The organism is Flagellimonas oceanensis (assembly GCF_003992595.1).
Lineage (GTDB): Bacteria > Bacteroidota > Bacteroidia > Flavobacteriales > Flavobacteriaceae > Flagellimonas > Flagellimonas oceanensis.
Genome location: NZ_RZNA01000005.1, coordinates 62379 through 85835 on the forward strand (window position 1 = coordinate 62379; position 23457 = coordinate 85835).

The 23457-nt window shown below is 43.7% G+C and carries 21 protein-coding genes and 1 tRNA gene; 11 read left to right on the forward strand and 11 right to left on the reverse strand.

All coding sequences use genetic code 11. The features are described 5' to 3' along the window. The first annotated feature begins 142 nt into the window (after positions 1 to 142). Both EO132_RS02700 and odhB read left to right on the forward strand, forming a co-directional pair. Positions 143 to 2941 carry a 2-oxoglutarate dehydrogenase E1 component gene (locus tag EO132_RS02700; protein ID WP_127136476.1) on the forward strand — a complete coding sequence of 933 codons (2799 nt, stop codon included), beginning with the start codon at positions 143 to 145 and terminating at the stop codon, positions 2939 to 2941. 23 nt (positions 2942 to 2964) lie between these two features. Then, positions 2965 to 4185, forward strand: a complete 1221-nt coding sequence (odhB, locus tag EO132_RS02705) for a 2-oxoglutarate dehydrogenase complex dihydrolipoyllysine-residue succinyltransferase (RefSeq protein WP_127136477.1) — start codon at positions 2965 to 2967, stop codon at positions 4183 to 4185. Between the two features lie 53 nt (positions 4186 to 4238). Here the strand turns inward: odhB and EO132_RS02710 are convergent, their stop codons facing one another. Beyond that, positions 4239 to 4679, reverse strand: coding sequence for a retropepsin-like aspartic protease family protein (locus tag EO132_RS02710; RefSeq protein WP_127136478.1), 441 nt, complete (start codon positions 4677 to 4679; stop codon positions 4239 to 4241). Between the two features lie 88 nt (positions 4680 to 4767). Between EO132_RS02710 and EO132_RS02715 the strand changes: the two genes are divergently transcribed. From EO132_RS02715 to EO132_RS02750, 8 genes are all read left to right on the forward strand, one after another. Then, on the forward strand, positions 4768 to 5535 hold the full coding sequence (locus EO132_RS02715; protein WP_127136479.1) for a TatD family hydrolase: 768 nt from the start codon (positions 4768 to 4770) through the stop codon (positions 5533 to 5535). 3 nt (positions 5536 to 5538) lie between these two features. After that, the gene (locus EO132_RS02720; protein WP_127136480.1) at positions 5539 to 6570 is read left to right on the forward strand and encodes an asparaginase; all 1032 of its coding nucleotides are present in this window, start codon (positions 5539 to 5541) and stop codon (positions 6568 to 6570) included. 66 nt (positions 6571 to 6636) lie between these two features. Next, a tRNA-Ser gene (locus EO132_RS02725) sits at positions 6637 to 6724 on the forward strand. Between the two features lie 77 nt (positions 6725 to 6801). Next, a complete protein-coding gene (locus tag EO132_RS02730) occupies positions 6802 to 7530 on the forward strand; it encodes a MotA/TolQ/ExbB proton channel family protein (protein WP_119607592.1) in 729 nt (242 codons plus the stop codon). A gap of 26 nt (positions 7531 to 7556) precedes the next feature. Continuing rightward, entirely contained in the window at positions 7557 to 7994 is a 438-nt protein-coding gene (locus EO132_RS02735) for a hypothetical protein (RefSeq protein WP_127136481.1), read from the forward strand. 12 nt (positions 7995 to 8006) lie between these two features. Further along, positions 8007 to 8615, forward strand: a complete 609-nt coding sequence (locus tag EO132_RS02740) for an ExbD/TolR family protein (protein ID WP_127136482.1) — start codon at positions 8007 to 8009, stop codon at positions 8613 to 8615. Positions 8616 to 8626: 11 nt separating this feature from the next. After that, positions 8627 to 9109 (forward strand): ExbD/TolR family protein, encoded by a 483-nt coding sequence (locus EO132_RS02745; RefSeq protein ID WP_127136483.1) that lies wholly within the window; start codon positions 8627 to 8629, stop codon positions 9107 to 9109. 71 nt (positions 9110 to 9180) lie between these two features. Then, positions 9181 to 9879: a porin family protein gene (locus EO132_RS02750; RefSeq protein ID WP_127136484.1), complete on the forward strand. Its 699-nt coding sequence runs from the start codon at positions 9181 to 9183 to the stop codon at positions 9877 to 9879. Here EO132_RS02750 and EO132_RS02755 read toward each other — a convergent pair. From EO132_RS02755 to rplM, 10 genes are all read right to left on the reverse strand, one after another. Beyond that, a complete protein-coding gene (locus EO132_RS02755) occupies positions 9874 to 10476 on the reverse strand; it encodes a hypothetical protein (protein ID WP_127136485.1) in 603 nt (200 codons plus the stop codon). The genes EO132_RS02750 and EO132_RS02755 overlap by 6 nt on opposite strands. After that, complete coding sequence (gene rpoN / locus EO132_RS02760) at positions 10476 to 11933, reverse strand: RNA polymerase factor sigma-54 (protein WP_127136486.1); 1458 nt, start codon at positions 11931 to 11933, stop codon at positions 10476 to 10478. The genes EO132_RS02755 and rpoN overlap by 1 nt, the downstream gene beginning before the upstream one ends. Positions 11934 to 11974: 41 nt before the next feature. Continuing rightward, positions 11975 to 13408 (reverse strand): asparagine--tRNA ligase, encoded by a 1434-nt coding sequence (gene asnS, locus EO132_RS02765; RefSeq protein WP_127136487.1) that lies wholly within the window; start codon positions 13406 to 13408, stop codon positions 11975 to 11977. A 90-nt stretch (positions 13409 to 13498) separates the two neighbouring features. Continuing rightward, positions 13499 to 15901, reverse strand: coding sequence for an efflux RND transporter permease subunit (locus EO132_RS02770; RefSeq protein WP_127136488.1), 2403 nt, complete (start codon positions 15899 to 15901; stop codon positions 13499 to 13501). A gap of 75 nt (positions 15902 to 15976) precedes the next feature. Next, complete coding sequence (frr, locus tag EO132_RS02775) at positions 15977 to 16531, reverse strand: ribosome recycling factor (protein WP_127136489.1); 555 nt, start codon at positions 16529 to 16531, stop codon at positions 15977 to 15979. A gap of 43 nt (positions 16532 to 16574) precedes the next feature. Then, entirely contained in the window at positions 16575 to 17282 is a 708-nt protein-coding gene (gene pyrH, locus EO132_RS02780) for a UMP kinase (protein ID WP_127136490.1), read from the reverse strand. 131 nt (positions 17283 to 17413) lie between these two features. Further along, the gene (gene tsf, locus EO132_RS02785) at positions 17414 to 18238 is read right to left on the reverse strand and encodes a translation elongation factor Ts (protein WP_127136491.1); all 825 of its coding nucleotides are present in this window, start codon (positions 18236 to 18238) and stop codon (positions 17414 to 17416) included. 81 nt (positions 18239 to 18319) lie between these two features. Then, positions 18320 to 19435: a 30S ribosomal protein S2 gene (gene rpsB, locus EO132_RS02790; protein WP_127136492.1), complete on the reverse strand. Its 1116-nt coding sequence runs from the start codon at positions 19433 to 19435 to the stop codon at positions 18320 to 18322. 230 nt (positions 19436 to 19665) lie between these two features. Further along, on the reverse strand, positions 19666 to 20052 hold the full coding sequence (gene rpsI / locus EO132_RS02795) for a 30S ribosomal protein S9 (RefSeq protein ID WP_127136493.1): 387 nt from the start codon (positions 20050 to 20052) through the stop codon (positions 19666 to 19668). Beyond that, a complete protein-coding gene (gene rplM / locus EO132_RS02800; RefSeq protein WP_127136494.1) occupies positions 20052 to 20507 on the reverse strand; it encodes a 50S ribosomal protein L13 in 456 nt (151 codons plus the stop codon). Before rplM ends, rpsI begins: the two co-directional genes overlap by 1 nt. A gap of 247 nt (positions 20508 to 20754) precedes the next feature. On the opposite strand from rplM, the gene EO132_RS02805 reads away from it, so the two are divergent. Next, the gene (locus EO132_RS02805; protein ID WP_127136495.1) at positions 20755 to 23406 is read left to right on the forward strand and encodes a DUF5916 domain-containing protein; all 2652 of its coding nucleotides are present in this window, start codon (positions 20755 to 20757) and stop codon (positions 23404 to 23406) included. Positions 23407 to 23457: the final 51 nt, after the last annotated feature.

Below are 23457 nucleotides of genomic sequence, written 5' to 3' on the forward strand. Positions count from 1 at the left end.
AATTTCATTTTTATTGCTTTGGTGTTCATTCTGTGATATAGTTGTAAATTTGAATAAGAAATTAAAGGGAATGCAAGCATATAAATGCTAAAACCCGTATTTTTGACAAAATTTTCCATAAAGTTTTGGAGAAACAGAAAGAATGGACAAATATTCATTTTTAAATGCTGCGCACACATCGTTTTTTGCGGAGCAATACGATAAATATCTAACGAATCCCGATAATGTAGAGCCCAGTTGGAGGGCTTTTTTTCAAGGATTTGATTTTGGTTTGGAAGGTTCCCTCGAAGATTTGGGGATCGAATCCGATAAGAGCGGAATGGTCGTGCTTTCCAATGGAAGGAAAGTGGAAATGCCCGAAGCCCTTCAAAAGGAGTTTCAGGTCATTCGCCTGATTGACGGTTACCGCTCCAGAGGACACCTTTTCACCGAAACCAATCCAGTAAGGGAGAGAAGAAAGTATGTCCCTACTTTGGACATCGATAATTTTGGACTGAACCAAGACGATCTCGATACTGTTTTTGATGCAGGAAAGATACTGGGTATCGGCCCGGCCTCATTAAAGGAGATCATCCGTCATTTGGAAAGCATCTATTGTGATGCCATCGGGGTGGAGTACATGTACATCCGCACCCCGGAACGTATCCAATGGATCCAGGATTGGCTCAACAAGAACGACAATCACCCAAACTATACCCCGGACGAGAAGAAGAACATCCTCAGGAAATTGAACGAGGCCGTTTCTTTCGAGAGTTTTTTGCACACTAAATATGTGGGTCAAAAACGATTTTCGCTCGAAGGAGGTGAATCCTTGATTCCGGCATTGGATGTGATCATTGAAAAAGCTGCGGACAAAGGCGTAAAGCAATTTGTAGTGGGGATGGCCCACCGGGGACGCTTGAACGTGCTTACCAATATTTTCGGGAAGTCGCCAAAGGACATCTTCAGTGAGTTCGATGGAAAGGATTACGAGGAAACCATCTTTGATGGGGATGTGAAATATCACTTGGGATGGACCTCGAAGCGTGAAACGGATTCTGGGAAGATGATCAATATGAACATTGCCCCGAACCCATCGCATTTGGAGACCGTCAACTCGATTGTTGAAGGGATTTCTCGTGCCAAGCAAGATCGCGATCATAGTGAGGAAATATCCGAAGTGCTGCCGATCTTGATTCATGGTGATGCCGCTTTTGCTGCCCAAGGCGTGGTTTACGAAACCATTCAAATGGCACGTTTGGACGGGTATACCACAGGAGGAACCATCCATATCGTGGTGAACAACCAGATTGGATTTACCACCAACTATTTGGATGCAAGGTCCTCGACCTATTGTACCGATGTGGGCAAAGTGACGCTTTCGCCGGTACTTCACGTCAATGCCGATGATGCGGAGGCCGTGGTACACGCCACAACTTTTGCGTTGGAATACAGGATGCGGTACAAGCGTGATATTTTCTTGGATTTATTGGGCTATAGAAAGTATGGGCACAACGAGGGGGATGAGCCTAAGTTTACCCAGCCTTTGTTGTACAAATCCATATCAAAACATAAAAACCCAAGGGATATTTACGCGGAGAAATTGATTGCCGAAGGTGTGATCGATGAAAACTACGTAAAGGAACTCGAGGAGAAATATAAGAACGATCTTGAGGAGGATCTTTTGGATTCCCGCAAAATCGAGAAGACCAGGATAACCCCTTTCATGCAAGATGAATGGGAAGGCTTTGAGCAGGTGACCGAAGAGGTGATGCTAAAGCCAATGGACACTGGCTACGACCTCAAAAAGTTGGATCAGGTGGCCCAGAGCATTACCAAGCTTCCCGAGGACAAGAAATTCTTGAGGAAACTTGTGCGATTGGTGGAAGGTCGCCATAAAATGTATTTTGAGGACAACAAGCTCGATTGGGCCATGGGCGAACTTTTGGCCTATGGATCGTTGATCGAGGAAGGTTATGATGTTAGGATGACCGGACAAGATGTGGAAAGGGGGACCTTTTCGCACAGGCACGCGGTCATCAAAACGGAAATGCACGAAGAAGAAGTGGTGCTGTTGAACGAAATGGGCGATAACCAAAATGGTAAGTTCCATATCTACAACTCACTGCTATCGGAATACGCTGTGATGGGATTTGATTATGGTTATGCCATGGCGAGTCCAAAGACCTTGACCATTTGGGAGGCCCAGTTCGGGGATTTCAGTAACGGAGCACAGATCATCATAGATCAATACCTATCCTCTGCAGAGGACAAATGGAAATTACAGAACGGATTGGTGCTATTATTGCCCCACGGATATGAGGGTCAAGGAGCGGAACACTCATCAGCACGTATGGAAAGATACTTGCAACTGTGTGCCAAGGACAATATGTTCGTGGCCGATGTGACCACGCCGGCGAACTTGTTCCACCTCTTCCGTAGACAAATGAAGGCCAAGTTTCGTAAACCTTTGGTGGTATTTACCCCTAAAAGTTTGTTGAGACACCCCAAAGTGCATTCCACCAAGGAGGAAATGGCCGAGGGAAGTTTCCAAATGGTAATAGATGATTCCGATGCAAAGGCCGCCAAGGTAAAAACATTGGTTTTCTGTACCGGTAAGTTCTACTATGACCTTTTGGACAAGAGAGAAGAATTGGAAAGGGATGATGTGGCTTTGGTACGGGTGGAACAATTGTTCCCATTGCCAGCAAAAGAGATGAGAAGCGTCATCAAAAAATACAAGAATGCCGACGATATTGTTTGGGCCCAGGAAGAACCAAGAAACATGGGGGCTTGGAGCCACATGTTGATGCACTTGGATGAAGCCAAACAATTCAGGGTGGCATCCCGTAGATTCTATGGGGCGCCTGCTGCAGGTAGTGCCGTGCGTTCAAAAAGACGTCATGCCCAAGTACTGGACTACGTTTTTGACAAGAGTAAGGATAATATGCAAATAAGATAATACAAGTATAAACTACAATAAAGATGGTTTTAGAAATGAAAGTTCCCTCACCAGGGGAATCCATTACAGAAGTAGAAATCGCCGACTGGTTGGTTGAGGATGGAGACTATGTGGAGAAGGACCAGGCCATAGCCGAGGTGGACTCGGACAAGGCAACATTGGAACTTCCCGCTGAGGCGAGCGGGGTTATTACCCTTAAGGCTGAAGTGGGGGACGCTGTAGCCGTAGGTGAGGTGGTTTGCCTTATCGATACGAGTGCGGAAAAACCTGAAGGTTCATCGGGCTCATCCGAGAAAAAGGAGGAGCCTAAGAAGGAAGAACCTAAAAAGGAAGCGCCCAAGAAAGAGGAGCCTAAGAAGGAAACCTATGCTTCAGGTACACCATCTCCAGCGGCAAAAAAGATATTGGATGAAAAAGGAGTTGATCCGTCATCAGTTTCTGGAAGTGGAAGAGATGGACGTATCACAAAGGATGATGCGGTAAAGGCCAAACCTTCCATGGGAACCCCAACAGGTGGTAATCGTGGAGAGAGCCGTTCCAAATTGTCGATGCTGCGTAGAAAAGTAGCTGAACGTTTGGTGTCTGCCAAAAACGAAACTGCAATGTTGACCACTTTCAACGAAGTGGACATGTCCGCTATTTTTGAATTGCGTAGCCAATACAAAGAAGAGTTCAAAGAAAAGCATGGCGTAAGTCTTGGATTCATGTCCTTCTTTACCAAAGCGGTGATCAGGGCATTGGAAATGTATCCATCGGTAAATTCCATGATCGATGGCAAGGAAATGATCACCTACGAATTCTGTGATATCAGTATTGCGGTTTCAGGACCTAAAGGTTTGATGGTCCCCGTGATCAGGAATGCGGAAAACTTGACCTTTAGAGGAATAGAATCCGAAGTAAAACGTTTGGCCATCCGTGCTAGGGAAGGTGAGATCACTGTGGATGAAATGACAGGTGGTACCTTTACCATTACCAACGGAGGTGTGTTCGGTTCCATGTTGTCTACCCCTATAATCAACCCACCACAAAGTGGCATCTTGGGTATGCACAACATTGTGGAACGTGCCATTGTTAGGGATGGGGCCATTGCCATTGCGCCGGTAATGTACGTGGCATTGTCTTACGACCACAGAATTATTGATGGTAAGGAATCCGTAGGGTTCTTGGTCGCCGTAAAAGAAGCCTTGGAAAGTCCAGAAGAATTATTGATGGACGGAAACGTGAAAAAAGCGTTGGAACTTTAAAATATTGTGTGGACGAGAGGTTCTCGACTGCGCTCGAACTGATAAAAATGCCTTTACTTTTTTAAGTAGAGGCATTTTTTATTATAGTCGATTACGGCCTTTCCCTTTTTAAGCACATCGGCACCGATAATCCCATCAACAGGCAGGGCATTATGGGCGACCAGAGCTTGGTTCACATGGGTAAGGTCAAAAAGCACAACTTTCTGCTTTTTCTTTTTCCAATCCCCGATCTGTATTTTGTTTTTGTTGGAGATCAACGTTTCCATTTCCGTGGCACCCGCTCCAGCCGCCTTAATGTCCGTAGCTTCGGAGGCCATTTCAAAAAACTCGATTTTATCCATCCCCACACAAGTATTGGAGGCTCCCGTGTCCAAAATAAACTTGCCAGTGACCCCATTGATGCTGGCCACGAGTTCAAAGTGGTTGGTTTCGGTAAATACCAAAGGTATTTTAATGTAGTCCTTGTTCTTGAGGAATTTTTTGAGTGATGCCATATTATGGATTGTCCCCTTGAGGGGACTTTAGGGGTGTATAATCAGTAACAAAGTTTTGGGACGTCTAAGATAAGCCTATTTTTGCGATATGATTATTACAGATACCCATACCCATTTATATAGCGAAGCTTTTGATGAGGATAGAAGAGACATGGTGCAACGTGCCCTGGATGCCGGGGTGGAGCGCTTTTTTATTCCCGCAATCGATTCAACCTATACCCAATCCATGTTGGATTTGGAGACCAACTATCCTGACAATGTGTTTTTGATGATGGGGCTGCACCCAACGCACGTAAAAGAAAATTACAAGGAAGAGATGGCCCATGTGGAAGAGTGGTTGTCCAAGAGAAAGTTCTATGCTGTGGGCGAAATAGGGGTGGACCTCTATTGGGACAAGACCTTTTTGAAGGAGCAGCAAGAGGCTTTCGCCTATCAGATTCGATTGGCAAAAAAGCATCAATTGCCCATTGTGATACATTGTCGCGATGCCTTTGATGAGGTGTTCGAAGTGTTGGAACAGGAAAAGGGGGAGGACCTCTTTGGGATTTTTCATTGTTTTACAGGGACTTTGGAGCAGGCGCATCAAGCCATATCCTACAATATGAAGTTGGGTATTGGGGGAGTGGCGACCTTTAAAAACGGTAAAATCGATAAATTCTTAAATCAAATCGACCTCAAAAATATTGTTCTGGAAACCGATTCCCCATATTTGGCGCCGACGCCTTATCGCGGAAAACGGAACGAGAGCTCGTATATCATAAAAGTATTGGAGAAACTATCGTCCATATATGGTATGTCCGAAGAAAAGATCGCTGCCATCACCACGGAAAACTCCAAAGACGTATTCGGAATCTGATCTATGAAAAAGAAGACCAACATATTGCTGATCTATACCGGGGGGACCATTGGTATGGTAAAGGATTACAAAACCGGTGCGCTAAAGGCCTTCAACTTTGAAGAACTTGTGAAAAATATCCCGGAGCTAAAACAATTGGATTGTAACCTAAGGGGTGTCTCGTTCGATGATCCCATTGATTCCTCCAACATGAACCCGCATTATTGGTCGGTCATCGCATCGATTATCGAAGAACATTACCACGACAATGATGGCTTTGTGGTGCTCCATGGCAGTGATACCATGAGTTACTCCGCATCCGCATTGAGCTTTATGCTCGAGAACCTGGAGAAGCCAGTCATCTTTACTGGGTCGCAATTGCCCATTGGGGATTTGCGTACCGATGCCAAGGAAAACCTGATTACCTCCATTGAGATCGCTGCGCTTCAGAAAAGGGGGAAGCCAGTGTTGCAGGAAGTAGGATTGTATTTTGAGTACAAACTGTATCGTGCCAACAGGACCACAAAAATAAATGCCGAACATTTTGAAGCCTTTGATTCGTTGAACTATCCGCCTTTGGTGGAATCGGGTGTACACTTAAAAGTGCACCAGAATTACTTGATCAAAAAAGTGACCAAGAACAAGTCGCTACGGGTCCATAAGAAAATGGACAATCGAGTGGCGATTTTAAAGTTGTTCCCCGGAATCAACCAAAATGTCTTGCAATCGGTCCTTGAAATTCCCGATTTGAAAGCATTGATCTTGGAAACCTACGGCGCAGGGAATGCTCCAATGGACGAATGGTTTTTGAATGCGATAAAAAAAGCCGTGGAAAATGGATTGCACATAATCAATGTGACACAATGCTCGGGAGGAAGCGTTTTTATGGGGCATTACGAAACCAGTGAAAAACTCAAGGAGATGCAACTGGTTAACGGAAAGGATATTACAACGGAGGCGGCCATAACGAAAGCGATGTACCTTTTGGGGACAGGGGTTCCCGACAAATTGTTCAAGACGATTTTCGAGACACCACTTCGTGGTGAGATGGTGTAAAATTAACGCGTCAAATTTCTATAACTAATAAATTTTTTGTTTATTGGTCGGCCTAAATGGAACAATAGAGAGGTGGCCGAGTGGTCGAAGGCGCACGCCTGGAAAGTGTGTATACACCAAAAGTGTATCGAGGGTTCGAATCCCTTCCTCTCTGCTAGGTATTTTAATTTTTCAATTGTAAAATTTTTATATCTTTATATTATTAACTAACTAAATTTAAGTTTAAGTAAAATGAAAAAAATATCCTTTACTCTGGCTGCTGCCGGAATGTTTGTGATGGGAACTACAACTGCATCTGCAGCAATGTTGCAAGAAGAAGCTGAAGCCAGCAAAGGTTTCACCCAAGTATTGAAAGAGCAATTTATCCAAGGGGGTCCTGCCTTTATGGGAATTGTATTGCTTTGTTTGATTTTGGGATTGGCTGTAGCCATCGAAAGAATTATTTATTTGAATTTGGCAACTACAAATTCCACTAAGTTGAAGCAACAAGTTGAGGACGCTTTGGCTTCCGGTGGTGTAGAAGCTGCCAAAGAAGTTTGTAGAAACACAAAAGGACCTGTTGCTTCCATCTACTACCAAGGTTTGGATAGGGTCGATGAAGGAATCGAGTCTGCTGAAAAAGCTGTTGTGGCTTACGGTGGTGTGCAAATGGGTCAATTGGAGAAAAACGTTTCTTGGTTGTCTTTGTTTATCGCTATTGCTCCCATGCTAGGGTTTATGGGTACGGTAATCGGTATGATCGCGGCCTTCCAGAAAATTGCAGCAGTAGGTAACTTGAGTGCTTCCTTGATTGCAGGTGATATTCAGGTGGCGTTGTTGACAACTGTATTCGGTTTGATTACAGCGATTATCCTTCAGATTTTCTACAACTATATTATTGCTAAAATCGATAGTATCGTAAATGACATGGAAGACAGCTCAATTGCATTGATTGACATGTTGGCTGCCCACAAGAAATAATTACGAATTAAAAACTATCGAGAATCATGAATAAAATAGTAAAAATATTACTCATCGTCATCGGATTGGTTGCAGCCGTGCTTTGGTTCTCCCTTCCGTCTGCCGATGATCCAAATGCGATTAGTAGTGGTGCGATGAACTTTATGTTCATCATCATGTACATCCTATTGGCTATTGCGGTAATCACTTCATTGGTCTTTGGATTGGCAAAATTGTTCACTACCAAAGGTAGCATTAAGAAAGCCCTTTTCGCCATTGGTGGGTTGGCTATTATCGTAGCCATATCGTACGGGATTTCTTCAGATAACATGGCTGTGGTGGAAACTATGTCCGAAAGGGGCATTGAAACCACGGAAGGAACTGTGAAAAACATTGGAATGGGATTGAATGTATTCTTCATCCTAACGGCAATAGCTGTGGTTCTAATGGTTTTCCCAGGATTGAAAAGAATGTTTGTTAAGTAAAAAAGTTGAATTATGCCTAGAAGAAAAGGAGCACCGGAAGTAAATGCCGGCTCCATGGCGGATATTGCATTCCTCTTGCTTATCTTTTTCTTGGTGACCACCACCATAGAAACAGATGCAGGTCTGGACCGTATGCTACCGCCGTTTGAGCCGCCAAATGAGGAACCGCCCATAATTAAGCAGAAAAACATTTTTACTGTAAGTATCAATAGAAATGGTCAGTTGTTGGTTGAAGATCAATTGATGGAAATCGAGGATTTGAGAGAAGCTGCTACAAAGTTTCTTGAAAACGGAGCCGATGGAAGTTGTGATTACTGTAAAGGTAGAAAGGACCCTGCGTCATCCGATAACCCAGTAAAGGCCATTATCTCATTGAAGAACGACAGGGAGACCAAGTACAGTACCTATATCACAGTTCAAAATGAATTGGTCGGTGCATACAACGACTTGCGTAACCGTGAAGCTCAACGTTTGTACGGAAGGGATTTTACAGAAATGGAAGCAGATTACCTGAATCCGGAAACTCCTTCCAACGTTAGGGATGACTTGAAAGACAAAGTGAAACGCATCCAAGAGATGTTTCCACAAAAGCTTTCAGAGGCAGAAACATCAACCAATTAAAAACTATTTATATGGCTAAGTTTACCAAAAAGAAGGAAGGAGATTTGCCAGCGGTGTCAACGGCTTCGTTGCCGGATATCGTTTTCATGCTCTTGTTCTTCTTTATGACAGTGACCACAATGAAAGATAGTTCTCTAATGGTTGCCAATACCCTTCCAAACGCTTCGGAAATCAAGAAGTTGGAAAAGAAGGATCGCGTTATTTACATTTATGTAGGAACACCTACCCAAGAATATCAAAAGGTTTTTGGTACAGAACCAAAAATCCAATTGAATGATAAATTTGCCAATGTGGACGAAGTAGGTTCATTTATTTTGGCAGAACGTGCAAAGAAACCGCAAGAACTTCAAAATGTATTGACTACTGCTTTGAAAGTCGATAAGGAGGCCAACATGGGTCTTATTACCGATATTAAGCAAGAATTGAGAAAAGTAAATGCCCTTAAAGTGAATTATACCACTTATGAAGGAAACGCTTTTAACAATCTACAGTAGGCAATAGCTTAGATTTAGTGGGAAACGCTCCAAATTTTTAATTTGGGGCGTTTTTTGTTTTAAATTGTCACATGATTCGAACCGTTTTATATACCATTTTCACTCTATTTTTTGGGATTCCCATTGCTTTGTTCGGGCAAGAAGAAGTGGATAGCCTAAAAGTGATCGACAATCGCTACCTGGAGGATCAGTTCTATATCGGGGTTGGTTACAATATCTTGTTTGATGGGCCGGATGCCGTTGACCAACGTAACCTTTCCTATAATCTTCAGGCTGGCTTCATCAAGGATATTCCATTGAATCGTCAAAGAAATTTTGGTATTGGTCTTGGGTTGGGGTATGGCATAAATTCCTATTATTCCAATATGGTGGCCTCCCAAGCAGCTAATGAAATCTCATACGATATTATCGATGACGTCGACTTTAACCGGAGTAAGCTGGCCACACATACCATTGAAGTCCCTTTTGAAATCAGATTGCGGACATCCACTCCCAGTGAATATAGGTTCTGGAGAATTTATGCAGGCGCAAAGGTGGGCTATGTGTTTTCGGGTAGGTCAAAATTGGTTACCAACAGTGGTAATGATTCCTTTTCCAATGATGATATCCAGAAGTTCCAATATGGACTGATGCTGAGTTTCGGTTTCAATACGTGGAACATCCGTGCCTATTATGGGTTAAACCCTTTGCTTAAGGATGAAGCAAGCTTGGCAGGGGAGTCCATTGACTTGAAAGTCCTTCGGATTGGACTTGTTTTTTATATTCTATAGCCAGTATTTCAGAATAATCAATTGCGAGCAGCACCCCAATAGGAAGCCTATCAATAATTCGTTCTTGGTATGGGCCCGTAGGTACAATCTCGAGGTGGCCACCAAGCCCGTAAAGAGGGTAAACAAACTTATGGCAATGGTAATGTTGATCTCAAAATGGATGCTCAATGCCACCATGAATGTCAAAATGCTCCCCATCCCCAAAAGATGCATGCTGGTCTTGAACTTAAAGAACAGTAAGATCAGTGTCGCACTTGTAGCTGTTAAAAGGCCTGTAAAATAGTAAAAGAGCTCGTGTACGTAGTTATTGGGAATCACTTTGTACAATATCATCAAAAAGATGATACAGCTGATATAAAGCGGGTATTTACGTTCTTGAATCGTTGGTAGGAATATCGAGTTGATTATCCCAAGGTTTTTCAGTATCAGAAAAAAGATAATGGGAATGATGACCGTAAGGATAAAAATGGGGAGGATATTCCCACTTTGTGTCTCCAAGGTGCTATAGGGTGCCACCATAAAAAACATTGCCGTGCCCCCGATCGGTATGAACAATGGATGGAAAATATAGGAGATAATGTTGTATACGTGGCGCATCAAATCTCTTTTCGTAGTCTTGCCACGGGGATATCCAGTTGTTCCCGGTACTTGGCCACGGTTCGTCGGGCTATGGGATACCCTTTTTCTTTGAGCATTTTTGCCAATTTGGCATCGGTAAGCGGTTTTTTCTTGTCCTCGTCCCGGATAACGGTCTCCAATATCTTTTTGATTTCCCTAGTGGATACGTCTTCGCCTTGTTCGTTCTTCATCGATTCGGAAAAGAAATCCTTGATGAGCTTGGTGCCATAGGGCGTGTCCACGTACTTGCTGTTGGCTACCCGTGATACCGTGGAGACATCCATGTCGATTTTATCGGCGATATCCTTTAGGATCATAGGGCGAAGCTTTCGCTCGTCCCCAGTCATGAAATATTCCTTTTGGTATTCCATGATAGTGCTCATGGTAATGAACAAGGTCTGTTGGCGCTGTCGAATGGCATCAATGAACCATTTAGCGGCATCCAACTTCTGTTTGATGAACATGACCGTGTCCTTTTGGGATTTGGACTTTTCCTTGGCATTTTTGTATCCCTCCAGCATATTGCTGTAATCTTTGGAAACATGTAGTTCCGGGGCGTTCCTGCCATTAAGGGTAAGTTCCAGATCGCCGTCCACGATCTTGATTGAAAAATCGGGTACGATATGCTCTATCATCCGGGTGTTTCCGGAATACGAACCGCCTGGCTTTGGATTGAGCTTTTCTATTTCCGAAATGGCCTCTTTGAGCTCTTCCTCGGAAACATGGTGTTTTTGGGTGAGTTTGGAATAGTGTTTTTTGGTAAAGTGATCGAAGGATCTTTCCAAAATATTGATGGCCAGTTCCACCGAGGGCTTTTGCTCCTTGCGCTTCAATTGAATGATCAGGCATTCGTCCAGAGATCGTGCAGCTACCCCTGGAGGGTCCAATTCTTGAACCGTTTTAAGTACTTCTTCAATCTTTTCCTCCTCTACATAAATGTTCTGGGTAAAGGCAAGGTCGTCCATAATATCGGGAAGTGGTCTGCGTATATAACCACTCTCGTCCACACTGCCCACCAAGAACTCGGCAATGGCCCATTCTTGGTCATCCAGATACTCTGTGTTCAGTTGGTTGATCAAATATTGGTTGAAGGAGGTTCCTGCGGCGTAAGGGACCCTTTTGTCATCATCGTCGGCGCTATAATTATTTGCCTGGGTTCGATAATCGGGTATTTCATCATCACTCAGGTAGTCGTCAATGTTGATTTCATCCGTATCGATATTCTCGTTGTCCGCTGAATCGTCGTAGGTGTCCTCATATATATCATCCAAAGCATCTGTTTCCTCTTTGCCGCTCTCCAATGCAGGATTTTCCTCCAACTCTTGCTTCAATCGCTGTTCAAAGGCCTGTGTGGGCAGTTGAATCAACTTCATGAGCTGAATCTGCTGTGGGGACAGTTTTTGGGAAAGCTTAAACTGTAGATGTTGTTTCAGCATACGGATTGATGATTTATCATCTTTAAAATAATAAAATCAAATTAAAACTCGGCATTCTGCGGTGTTCTGGGGTAGGGGATTACATCCCTGATGTTGCCCATTCCCGTGGTAAATTGAACCATACGTTCAAAACCTAGCCCAAAACCACTGTGCACTGCAGTGCCGAATTTTCTAAGGTCGAGGTACCACCATAGTTCTTTGGCATCGATATCCAGTTCCTTGATTTTCTGTTCCAGTACATCCAAACGCTCTTCCCTTTGGGAACCACCGACTATTTCTCCGATGCCAGGGAAAAGCACGTCCATGGCGCGTACGGTTTTACCGTCCTCATTCAGTCTCATGTAAAATGCCTTGATGTTGGCCGGGTAGTCAAAAAGGATCACGGGGCATTTGAAATGTTTCTCCACCAAGAAACGCTCGTGCTCACTCTGTAGGTCCGCTCCCCATTCATCGATCGGGAACTGGAACTTCTTCTTTTTGTTCGGCTTGCTGTTCTTCAATATGTCTATAGCCTCCGTGTAGGATACTCGTTTGAAGTTATTGTCGACAACAAACTTTAATTTTTCAATCAAGGCCATTTCAGAACGTTCGTTCTGAGGTTTGGTCTTTTCTTCATCCAACAAACGTTTTTCCAAAAATTCAAGATCATCTTGACAATGGTCCAATACGTACTGAATAATATATTTGATGAAATCCTCTGCCAAATCCATGTTCATGTCCAGATCGTAGAAGGCCATTTCTGGCTCGATCATCCAGAATTCCGCCAAATGGCGGGAAGTGTTCGAGTTTTCAGCTCTAAAGGTAGGGCCAAAGGTGTATACTTTTCCCAATCCCATGGCGTAGGTCTCGGCTTCCAGCTGCCCGGATACGGTCAAGTTGGTCTCTTTTCCAAAAAAGTCTTCGGAGTAATCCACTTCTCCAGCGTCGGTCAAGGGCGGATTTTTTTCATCCAAGGTGGTTACACGGAACATTTCTCCGGCCCCTTCGGCATCAGAACCTGTGATAATGGGTGCGTGCATGTAATAAAACCCATTTTGCTGGAAATAACTGTGTACGGCAAACGACAGTACCGACCTCACGCGCATTACCGCAGAAAAGGTATTGGTCCTTACTCTAAGGTGCGCTTTCTCCCTTAAAAACTCCAAAGAGTGTTTTTTAGGTTGAATAGGGTAGGTTTCTGGGTCAGCGGTTCCATGCACAAATATATCGGTGGCCTTTATTTCTACACTTTGGCCCCGACCTTGACTTTCTTCCAAAGTCCCGGTAACTTTTAGTGCTGCCCCACTGGAAATCTGTTTGAGCAATGCTTCGTCCAATTTTTCAAAATCTACGACACATTGTATGTTATTTATGGTGGAACCGTCGTTCAATGCGATAAATCGGTTGCTTCTAAATGTTTTTACCCATCCATTTACTTCAACGGAATCTCCTACGGGTTGCTTTTCTAGCAATTCTTTTATGGAATAAGACATCATTCTAAAACTATCGTAATTTAGTTGGTAAAGATAGGTTTTTGATAAAAAACGATGGCAATGGAATGGCCTAATTTATGGCCGCTTTGAAGACTATTTGTCCTTAGGGTTGTCCTCGTCCTGTGGTAGAATGTCAATTTGAGGTTTTTTGAGCACCTGTTTGTTGGCAATGCTTCTTTCCAAAGAGAGCAACAAGGAAGGCAACAATATCAAATTGGACAGCATGGCGAACAACAAGGTGGCCGATACCAATCCCCCTAAAGCTTTTGTTCCACCGAAATCAGAAATGATAAAAACGGAGAAGCCGAAAAACAGGACGATGGAGGTATAGAACATACTTACCCCTGTTTCTCGCAAGGCCGCATATACGGACCGTTTGATGTGCCAGCGATGTGTGGCCAATTCTTGCCGGTATTTGGCCAAAAAGTGGATGGTGTCATCCACCGATATTCCGAAAGCAATACTAAAGACCAAAATGGTCGAAGGTTTTATGGGAACGCCCAAGAAGCCCATGACCCCAGCGGTGATTACCAATGGCAAAAGGTTAGGGACCAGTGATATGATGACCATTTTATAGGATCGGAACAAATATGCCATGAACAAAGAGATCAATCCAATGGCCAAGGCCAGTGACAGTAACAGATTTTTGACCAAGTACTTTGTTCCTTTTAGGAAAAGTAATGCCTTTCCTGTCATGAAAACATTGTAACGCTCTGCTGGGAATTCTTTTGTGATGGCCTGTTGCACGTCTTTTTCAATTTCCTCCATACGGTCGATTTTCACATCGCGCATGTAGGTGGTCAAACGAGCGATTTGGCCCGTACTGTCCACAAAGCTCTGCAATAGTTCGTTGGTTCCTTCGGTCGATGATTTTTGAACCGCGTTCATGATGAAGGTGTTCTCTTGACTGGTGGGCAGTTGGTAGTATTTTGGAATTCCGTTGTAAAAGGCCTGTTTGGAATATTTGACCAAGTCAACAATGGAAATGGGTCTCGATAGTTCGGGTATTTCGTCGATCACAGTGCCCAAGCGTTCCATACGCTTCAAGGTGGCGGGTTTGGTCACTCCATTTTTACGCTTGGTGTCCACCACGATTTCCATGGGCATTATACCATCAAACTCCGCTTCAAAAAATTGGATATCCTTGTAAAAATGACTCTTTTTGGGCAGGTCCTCAATCCGACTTCCTGTAATTCGCATCTGGTAGATCCCAATAATGCTCAACACCAAAACGGCCACAGTGGTAATGTAGACGGCTATCCTGTGGTTGCGAACCATGTTCTCCATCCAGTTCACGAAAATGTCCATCCACTTTTTGTTCAAGTGCTTTAAGTGCTTCGTTTTGGGAAGCGGCATAAAGCTATAGACAATGGGGATGATCAAAAGGGAGAGGATGAAGATCCCTATGATGTTTATGGAGGCCACAATACCAAATTCTTTCAATAGATCACTATCCAGAATGATGAAAGTGGCAAAACCAGATGCCGTGGTGATGTTGGTCATCAAAGTGGCATTGCCGATTTTTGAGATGACCCGTTGTAGGGACAATGCTTGGTTTCCGTGTTTCTTGACCTCTTGCTGATATTTATTGATCAAGAAAATACAGTTCGGAATACCGATCACAATGATCAAAGGTGGAATCAATGCCGTGAGAATGGTAATCTCATATTTTAAAAGTCCAAGTATGCCAAAGGCCCACATGACCCCGATAATCACTACGCACATAGAGATGAACGTGGCTCTAAAACTTCTAAAGAAAAAGAAAAAGATCAGGGAAGTGACAAGCAATGCACCCACGATAAAAAGGCCGATCTCATCAATGATCGATTTGGTGTTCCATGTCCTGATGTAGGGCATGCCCGAAACATGGACATCCATTTTGGTTTCCTCCTCAAAATCGTTCACAAGTTCCCCCAGGTCGTTCAGGATAAACTGATTTCTTACCTCCGTGTTCATGATGTCCTTATCGAGATAGACCACGGTTTGAATGGTGCCGCTCTTGGGATTGTATACCAGATTATCGTAAAAAGGAAGCTCCTTGAACAGATGATTGGTAAGGGAATCAATTTCTTGCTTGGTTTGCGGAGCGGACGATATCAACGGCTCCATCGAGAAGGTCTGGGTTTCGCTATCCTTGATGAGCTCTTTGAGGTTCTCCAAGGAAATCACATAATCAACTTCAGGAAAAGCATCGAGCTGTTTGCTCAAGGTGTTCCATCTGTTGAAATTTTTAGGGGTGAACAAAGCGGAATCCCTAATGGCCAAAACTATGGCATTCCCTTCTTCACCAAAAATTTTGGTAAAGGCATTGTATTGTATGCTGGCGGGATGGTCGTTGGGCAGAATATTGGCTTCGGTATTGGAAAACTGCATGTTTTTCCATTGTAGAGCCAAAAAAACGGTAAAACCAGCAACCGCTAAAAGAATAAGGATTCTATTGCGGAGTATGATTCTTGCGACCTTGGGCCAAAATCCTTTAGTAAGCTTTGCTACCATGTGGTTTTTGTTGGGCGCAAAGGTAGAAAATGATATGTTGTGTTCCTAGAAAAGCTGCGGGACAAAATCCAAGTTTTACACCTTCATGATCTCGGCCTCTTTCGCAGATAGGATGGCATCCACTTTATCGCCGTAGGTATTGGTCAGTTCTTGGACATCAACTTCTGCATTGCTCAATAGATCTTCCGAAATATCCAACGCTTTCAGCTCCTTATTGGCGTCTTGTCTGGCGCTGCGAATACTTACTTTGGCGTCTTCGGCCTCGGATTTGGCCTGCTTGGCGAGTTGCAATCTTCTTTCCTCTGTCAATGGAGGTACATTGATGATCACCATTTCGCCATTGTTCATAGGGTTGAAGCCCAAATTGGCATTCATAATGGCCGTTTCTATCTCGGTCAACATGCCTTTTTCCCATGGCTGTACGGATATGGTCCTTGCATCGGGCGTATTGATGTTGGATACTTGGGCCAGTGGGGTTTGTGAACCATAGTACTCAACCATTACGGTGGATAGCATCATGGGGCTGGCCTTGCCCGCCCTGATTTTGGTCAACGCTTTTTGCAAGTGATCAATACTTGCATCCATACTTTCTTTTGTACTATCAAGAATAAATTTTACTTCTTCGCTCATAACTTTCAAATTTATAAAATTGAAATCAAAGTTTATGTCTCACTTAGACGTTGACGACTGTTCCTATGTTTTCCCCTGAAACTAGTTTCATTAAGTTTCCTTTTGTGTTCATATCGAAAACAACAATGGGCAATTCGTTCTCTTGGCTCAATGTAAATGCTGTTGTGTCCATTACCTTAAGTCCTTTGGAAAGTACTTCATTGAAGGAAATGGAGTCGAATTTGGTGGCATTCTTATCTTTCTCGGGGTCGGATGTGTAAATACCGTCCACACGTGTTCCCTTTAAAATTACATCTGCCTTAATTTCGATGGCTCTCAATACTGCGGCAGAATCCGTAGTGAAGTAGGGGTTTCCTGTTCCACCGCCAAAAATGACCACTCTTCCTTTTTCCAAATGACGAATGGCCCTTCTTCTGATGAAAGGTTCCGCTACTTCATTGATTTTAATGGCTGATTGTAACCGGGTTTGCACTCCTTTGAGTTCAAGGGCGCTCTGTAATGCCAAACCATTGATTACGGTGGCCAACATGCCCATATGGTCTCCTTGTACTCGGTCCATTCCTTGACTGGCGCCCGCAAGGCCCCTGAAAATGTTGCCTCCTCCAATAACGATGGCAACTTCAACGCCCTTTTCCATTACGGATTTTATCTCCTCGGCGTACTCGTCCAATCGCTTGGCATCAATACCGTATTGTTGCTGGCCCATGAGGGCTTCTCCACTTAACTTTAATAAAATTCTTTTGTAATGCATTGAGAGTTTCTTGAAGTCCGGACAAAAATAATCAAAATTATTTACGGGAAATGAAGAATTTCACGATTGGTCAAGGCATAAAAAAACCGCCTCTTTTTGGAGGCGGTTTTTTAAAAGTATCGTTATGGTGATTAACCAAGTGCCACTCTGTTGAAGCCAGTGACTTCCAAGCTGGAATCCACGGATTTAACGTATTGTGCAACACTTTGTTTGCTGTCTTTGATGAAAGCTTGGTTTACCAAGGTGTTATCTTTGAAGAAACGCTTCAATTTACCTTGGGCAATTTTGTCCAACATTTCCTCTGGCTTACCTTCTTGACGCAATTGGTCTTTCGCGATCTCGATTTCCTTGTCGATAATGGATTGATCAACACCATCCTCGTTCAAGGCCACGGGATTCATGGCGGCAGCTTGCATGGCTACATCTTTTGCAGCTTCAGCAGCACCGTCCACGTTGGCGGACAAACCTACCAAGGTAGCGATTTTGTTACCGGCGTGAATGTAGGAACCTACGAACGGAGCGTTCAATTTCTCAAAGCTTCCGATTTCGATTTTCTCACCGATAACCCCGGTTTGCTCTGTCAATTTATCGGCAACGGTCATTCCATCAAAGGAAGCTGCCAAGAAATCATCTTTGCTATCGAATCCAAGTGCCAGATCGGCCAAGTCGTTTGCTAGTTTTACAAAGCTATCGTTCTTGGCGACAAAGTCGGTTTCGCAGTTCAAAGAGATAACCACACCTTGTGTGCTGTCTCCGTTTACTTTTGCAATGGCTGCACCCTCTGATGATTCTCTGTCGGCTCTTTTTGCAGCAACTTTTTGTCCTTTTTTTCTAAGGATTTCAACTGCTTGGTCAAAATCGCCCTCTGCTTCTACCAAAGCTTTTTTGCAATCCATCATTCCAGCTCCAGTAGCCTTTCTTAATTTATTTACCTCTGCGGCAGTAATCTTTGCCATTTTGTTTTTCTTTTTAAATTTTATGTAAAGTAAAACACTATCAAAGTGTTTTTGTTTAGGACAATGTTAAATCAGTGGGGTTTATTCAACTCCACCTTTTACGTTGTCTTGCCATTCCTTAAGTTCGTCCCATTTGCCATCGGCAGCCATTTTGGCTTGTTTTGGCCAAGAAGTTGGGTCCAAGTGAGCCAAAGTTGAGCTGGCCTCGGTCAAGATTTCCTTGATTTTGTCAGCATCCATGTCTGCTAGCTCTGCGTAGGTCTTAACTCCATTGGCTACCAAAGCTTCAGCGGTTTTTGGTCCTATACCTTCAATTTTGGTAAGGTCTTCTGGCTTCGCATCTTCTTTAGCTTCTTTTTTTGGAGCTTCCTCAGCTTTTTTGGCTGGTTTTTCTTCCTCAGCTTTTTCCTCTTTTTTAGGAGCAGCTTCTGCTTTTTTCTCCTTAGGAGCTTCATCTTTCTTGGAAGCTTTGCCTTCTTCTTTGTCCTTTCCGTTGTTTTTCTCGCTCTTACGCTCTTCCAAGCCTTCAGCAACAGCACTTGTCACGGATTCCAAGATAGCTTCGATGGATTTACCGGCATCGTCATTGGATGGGATGGCATAATCAACATCGCGTGGGTCGGAATTGGTATCGACCATGGCGAAAATTGGAATGTTCAATTTTTGGGCTTCTTTTACGGCGATGTGCTCACGCATGGTGTCCACAATGAATAGGGCACCTGGCAAACGGGTCATGTCGGCGATGGAACCCAAGTTTTTCTCCAACTTGGCGCGCAAACGGTCCACTTGCAATCTTTCTTTTTTGGAAAGTGTGTTGAACGTACCGTCTTTTTTCATGCGGTCGATAGCTGCCATTTTCTTAACAGCTTTACGAATGGTCACAAAGTTGGTCAACATACCCCCTGGCCATCTTTCAGTGATGTAGGGCATGTTTACTTTGGATACTTTGTCCGCTACAATGTCCTTTGCTTGTTTTTTTGTGGCTACAAAAAGGATTTTTCTTCCTGAGGCGGCAATCTTTTTAAGGGCTTCATTGGCCTCATCAAGTTTTGCAACCGTTTTGTAGAGATTGATCACGTGAATCCCATTACGCTCCATGTAGATGTAAGGAGCCATGTTCGGGTTCCACTTTCGGGTAAGGTGTCCGAAATGCACACCTGCTTCCAGTAAGTCTTTTACTTCAATTTTACTTGCCATTTTTTGTACTTAGTTTACGTTCCGTTGTAAGTAGCAATGCACTGGTGGTCACAAAAATTTGTTCGCCCAGCCCATTTAGATGCTAAACTAGTTTCCAAAAAGTTGATTTGTTCATCCCTTTTGGAACAACGACAACTTGGTTAAAAATATAACCCTGAAAATATATGGCATAGTTTCAGGGTTTTCAATGAACTTATCTATAATTGAATGCCAAAGGCATCCAGCATATATTAACGTTTGGAGAATTGGAATTTCTTACGGGCTTTCTTCTGACCGAATTTCTTTCTTTCCACCATTCTTGGGTCCCTTGTCAACAGGCCTTCTGGCTTAAGAATTCCTCTGTTCTCAATATCGATTTCGCACATTGCTCTGGACAAAGCCAAACGAACGGCTTCTGCCTGACCTGTGATACCACCTCCGTAAACATTTACTTTTACGTCGTATGTACCATCGGTCTCAGTCAAAGTGAAAGGTTGTCTCACTTTGTACTGCAATGTACCAGTGGTAAAATAATCGTTGAGATCTCTTTTGTTCACTGTGATGTTTCCAGATCCTTCGGAAACATAAACTCTGGCCACAGCTGTTTTTCTTCTACCTATCTTATGAACCACTTCCATTATTTGTAGTCGTTTAAGTTTATTGCTTTTGGTTTTTGTGCTTCTTGTCCGTGTTCAGCACCTGCATATACCTTAAGGTTTCTGAATAGGTCAGCTCCAAGTTTGTTTTTTGGAAGCATTCCTTTTACAGAGCTTTCGATGATGCGCTCAGGGTATTTCTCCAATACTTCTTTAGCGGAAGCGGAACGTTGTCCACCTGGATATCCAGTATATCTTTGGTATTCCTTATCATCCCACTTGTTGCCGGACATATTGATCTTTTCTGCATTGATGACAATAACATTGTCTCCACAATCAACATGAGGGGTAAAGTTGGTCTTGTGTTTCCCTCTAAGTATTTTGGCTACTTTAGACGCCAATCTTCCTAAGGTCTGTCCTTCAGCATCAACCAATAACCATTGCTTGTCAACAGTAGATTTATTGGCGGAAATAGTTTTATAACTTAATGTGTCCACTTCTCGAATATTATTGAATTAAATAACCTATCCCGATTAACGGGCTGCAAATGTACAATTATTAGATTGAATTACAAACGGTTGGTCGGGAATATTTTTTCACTTTTTTCGAAATCAATCTTTGGGTCTGAAAAGCGAGCGTAAGATAGTGTCTCAAGTGTTAAAAAAAGATTAAAAAAATCCACAACTGTAACTCCTCACATTTTCATGGGTCTTTACCACATCAATCCAATCAAAAAACGATCAAGTGAGAAACGCAGCACTGGTTTTCCTGACCTTATTCCTTATTTATTCCGCCCAAGCACAAGATTCTACCGAAGTCATCATCAAAAAGAAATATACCACACAAGCCTTGGGCGATTATGCCGCCCCTACCATTAACGGTATTTTGGAGGACGAGGCTTGGGGCCTTGTGGAGTGGGGAAATGATTATATTGAATCGCAGCCCGACGAAAACACTCCGCCTTCACATCAAACCAGATTCAAGATACTATATGATAGCAAGAACCTATATATAGGTGTACGTTGTTATGATACCGAACCTGATAGAATTGTGAAAAGATTGTCCCGGAGGGATGGTTTTGAAGGGGATTGGGTGGAGTTCAATATCGATAGTTATTTTGATAAGCGTACCGCTTTTTCTTTTACCATTACAGCTGCGGGCGTGAAAGGGGATGAGTTTATTTCCAACAATGGGAACAATTGGGACGAAAGCTGGAACCCCATTTGGTATGCCAAGACCAATATAGATGAGGAAGGATGGACGGCGGAGCTTCGTATTCCGCTGAGTCAATTGAAATTCGGTAGTGCCGAAGAGCAGGTCTGGGGCCTGCAATCCACCAGGCGTTTCTTTAGGAATGAGGAACGTTCGCTTTGGCAGCGCAAACCAGTGGACCAACCCGGTTGGGTAAGTGAGTTCGGCGAGTTGCATGGACTAAAGAACATCCAGCCGCAGAGACAATTGGAGATTCAGCCCTATACCGTGGCCAAGACCGAGACCTATGAGGCGGAAGAGGGCAATCCATTCAGGGATGGGAGTGAAAACAATATTACCGTGGGACTGGATGCCAAAATCGGTATTACCAATGACCTTACCCTGGATTTGACCGTCAACCCGGATTTTGGCCAGGTGGACGCCGATCCTTCGGCCATAGCATTGGACGGTTTCCAGATATTCTTTCAAGAGCGACGCCCGTTTTTTGTGGAGAACAAGAACATTTTCGATTTCAGGGTCTCGCAATCCGAGGCGGGAAATACCTTTGGTTCCGACAATATATTCTATTCGAGAAGAATCGGTAGGAGTCCGCAAGGGTATCCGGACACTTCGGATGGAGAGTTTGTGGACCAACCGGATAACACCCCGATCATAGGTGCCGCAAAATTCAGCGGAAAGACCAAGGATGGATGGGCCATAGGGGTACTCGAAAGTGTGACGGCCAAGCGAACCGCTACCATATTGAACGGTAATGGGGATACCCGAAAGGAAATGGTGGAGCCCCTTACCAATTATTTTGTGGGAAGGTTGCAAAAGGATTTCAATCAAAGAAACTCCTATATCGGTGGGATTTTCACGGCGACCAACCGTGAGCAAATTCCTGAGCAACTCAATTTTTTGCACGATGCAGCGTATACGGGCGGCTTGGATTTCAAGCACCAATGGGCCAATCGTGATTGGTATCTTGGGGGTAATCTTACCATGAGCCATGTTCGTGGGAGTGAGGAGGCCATTACCAACACACAACAATCCATCACACACCTATTCGATAGGGTGGGGGCCGATCATGTTGCCGTGGATACCACAAGAACATCATTGACCGGGACCGGAGGGAATGTCCAAATCGGGAAGGTGGGCAATGGCCATTGGAAGTTTGAATCGGGGGCCACATGGCGTTCGCCCGAGTTGGAACTCAATGATATTGGTTTTCAGCGTCAGGCCGATGATGTTCGACACTACACTTGGATCGGGTACCAAACCCTAAAACCCGACAGCACGTTCAGACGTGTGGGCATCAACTACAACCATTGGACGGCGTGGGATTTTCAGGGCAACCACAACTATCTGCAATTCAATACCAATAGCTGGCAAAATTGGAAAAATAACTACCGAAGCAATATCGGGTTCAATTTTGCGCCTATCGAGTATTCCAACTTTGCTTTACGTGGAGGGCCAAGGTTGCGGCAATCCCCTTGGATGAGTTTTTGGAACAGCATCAATACCGACAACAGGAAAAAGCTTCGATTCTCTTTTTTCCATAATGGGAGAAAGGCCTTGGACAATTCCATCAAGAACTATTATATGGAAGGGGGCTTTGTTTATCAGCCCATCAATGCCCTGCGTATTTCCGCATTTCCATCGTTGGACATCAATCATGATAAATTGCAGTTCATTGATAATTTTGATGATGTCAATGGGTCTCCGCGTTACCTGAACGGGGAAATCAATCAACGAACCTTGAGCATGTCATTTCGCTTGAACTACACCATCAACCCCAACCTGACGATTCAGTATTGGGGACAGCCGTTTATTTCCCGAGGACGCTATTCCAATTTCAAGCACATCACGGATCCAATTGCCAAAACATTTGAAGATAGGTTTGTGCAGTACTCAGCAGAACAGACGGTCTTATCCGATGGTACCTATGCAATTGATGAAGATTTGGACGGTGTAACCGATTTTACCTTTGATAACCCTGATTTTTCCTTTGTGCAGTTCCGTTCCAATTTGGTGGTTCGCTGGGAATATATACCAGGCTCCGAAATATTCTTGGTATGGTCGCAGGATGTATCAAGGGACGGGAATCCTACCGAAGGATTACTTCCAAGTTTGGGAGACAATATCTTTGGCCAAAAGCCACAGAACATCTTTTTGTTGAAGGCCACCTATCGGTTTGTGCTATGAAAAAATAAAAGGTAGTAAAAATACTACGTCTGTGAGTTGTTCGTTTAGACA

Excerpts from the sequence above, each read along its gene's own strand:
- EO132_RS02700 (WP_127136476.1), top strand. The coding sequence starts at position 143 with ATGGACAAATATTCATTTTTAAATGCTGCGCACACATCGTTTTTTGCG.
- odhB (WP_127136477.1), top strand. The coding sequence starts at position 2,965 with ATGGTTTTAGAAATGAAAGTTCCCTCACCAGGGGAATCCATTACAGAA.
- EO132_RS02710 (WP_127136478.1), bottom strand. The coding sequence starts at position 4,679 with ATGGCATCACTCAAAAAATTCCTCAAGAACAAGGACTACATTAAAATA.
- EO132_RS02715 (WP_127136479.1), top strand. The coding sequence starts at position 4,768 with ATGATTATTACAGATACCCATACCCATTTATATAGCGAAGCTTTTGAT.
- EO132_RS02720 (WP_127136480.1), top strand. The coding sequence starts at position 5,539 with ATGAAAAAGAAGACCAACATATTGCTGATCTATACCGGGGGGACCATT.
- EO132_RS02730 (WP_119607592.1), top strand. The coding sequence starts at position 6,802 with ATGAAAAAAATATCCTTTACTCTGGCTGCTGCCGGAATGTTTGTGATG.
- EO132_RS02735 (WP_127136481.1), top strand. The coding sequence starts at position 7,557 with ATGAATAAAATAGTAAAAATATTACTCATCGTCATCGGATTGGTTGCA.
- EO132_RS02740 (WP_127136482.1), top strand. The coding sequence starts at position 8,007 with ATGCCTAGAAGAAAAGGAGCACCGGAAGTAAATGCCGGCTCCATGGCG.
- EO132_RS02745 (WP_127136483.1), top strand. The coding sequence starts at position 8,627 with ATGGCTAAGTTTACCAAAAAGAAGGAAGGAGATTTGCCAGCGGTGTCA.
- EO132_RS02750 (WP_127136484.1), top strand. The coding sequence starts at position 9,181 with ATGATTCGAACCGTTTTATATACCATTTTCACTCTATTTTTTGGGATT.
- EO132_RS02755 (WP_127136485.1), bottom strand. The coding sequence starts at position 10,476 with ATGCGCCACGTATACAACATTATCTCCTATATTTTCCATCCATTGTTC.
- rpoN (WP_127136486.1), bottom strand. The coding sequence starts at position 11,933 with ATGCTGAAACAACATCTACAGTTTAAGCTTTCCCAAAAACTGTCCCCA.
- asnS (WP_127136487.1), bottom strand. The coding sequence starts at position 13,408 with ATGATGTCTTATTCCATAAAAGAATTGCTAGAAAAGCAACCCGTAGGA.
- EO132_RS02770 (WP_127136488.1), bottom strand. The coding sequence starts at position 15,901 with ATGGTAGCAAAGCTTACTAAAGGATTTTGGCCCAAGGTCGCAAGAATC.
- frr (WP_127136489.1), bottom strand. The coding sequence starts at position 16,531 with ATGAGCGAAGAAGTAAAATTTATTCTTGATAGTACAAAAGAAAGTATG.
- pyrH (WP_127136490.1), bottom strand. The coding sequence starts at position 17,282 with ATGCATTACAAAAGAATTTTATTAAAGTTAAGTGGAGAAGCCCTCATG.
- tsf (WP_127136491.1), bottom strand. The coding sequence starts at position 18,238 with ATGGCAAAGATTACTGCCGCAGAGGTAAATAAATTAAGAAAGGCTACT.
- rpsB (WP_127136492.1), bottom strand. The coding sequence starts at position 19,435 with ATGGCAAGTAAAATTGAAGTAAAAGACTTACTGGAAGCAGGTGTGCAT.
- rpsI (WP_127136493.1), bottom strand. The coding sequence starts at position 20,052 with ATGGAAGTGGTTCATAAGATAGGTAGAAGAAAAACAGCTGTGGCCAGA.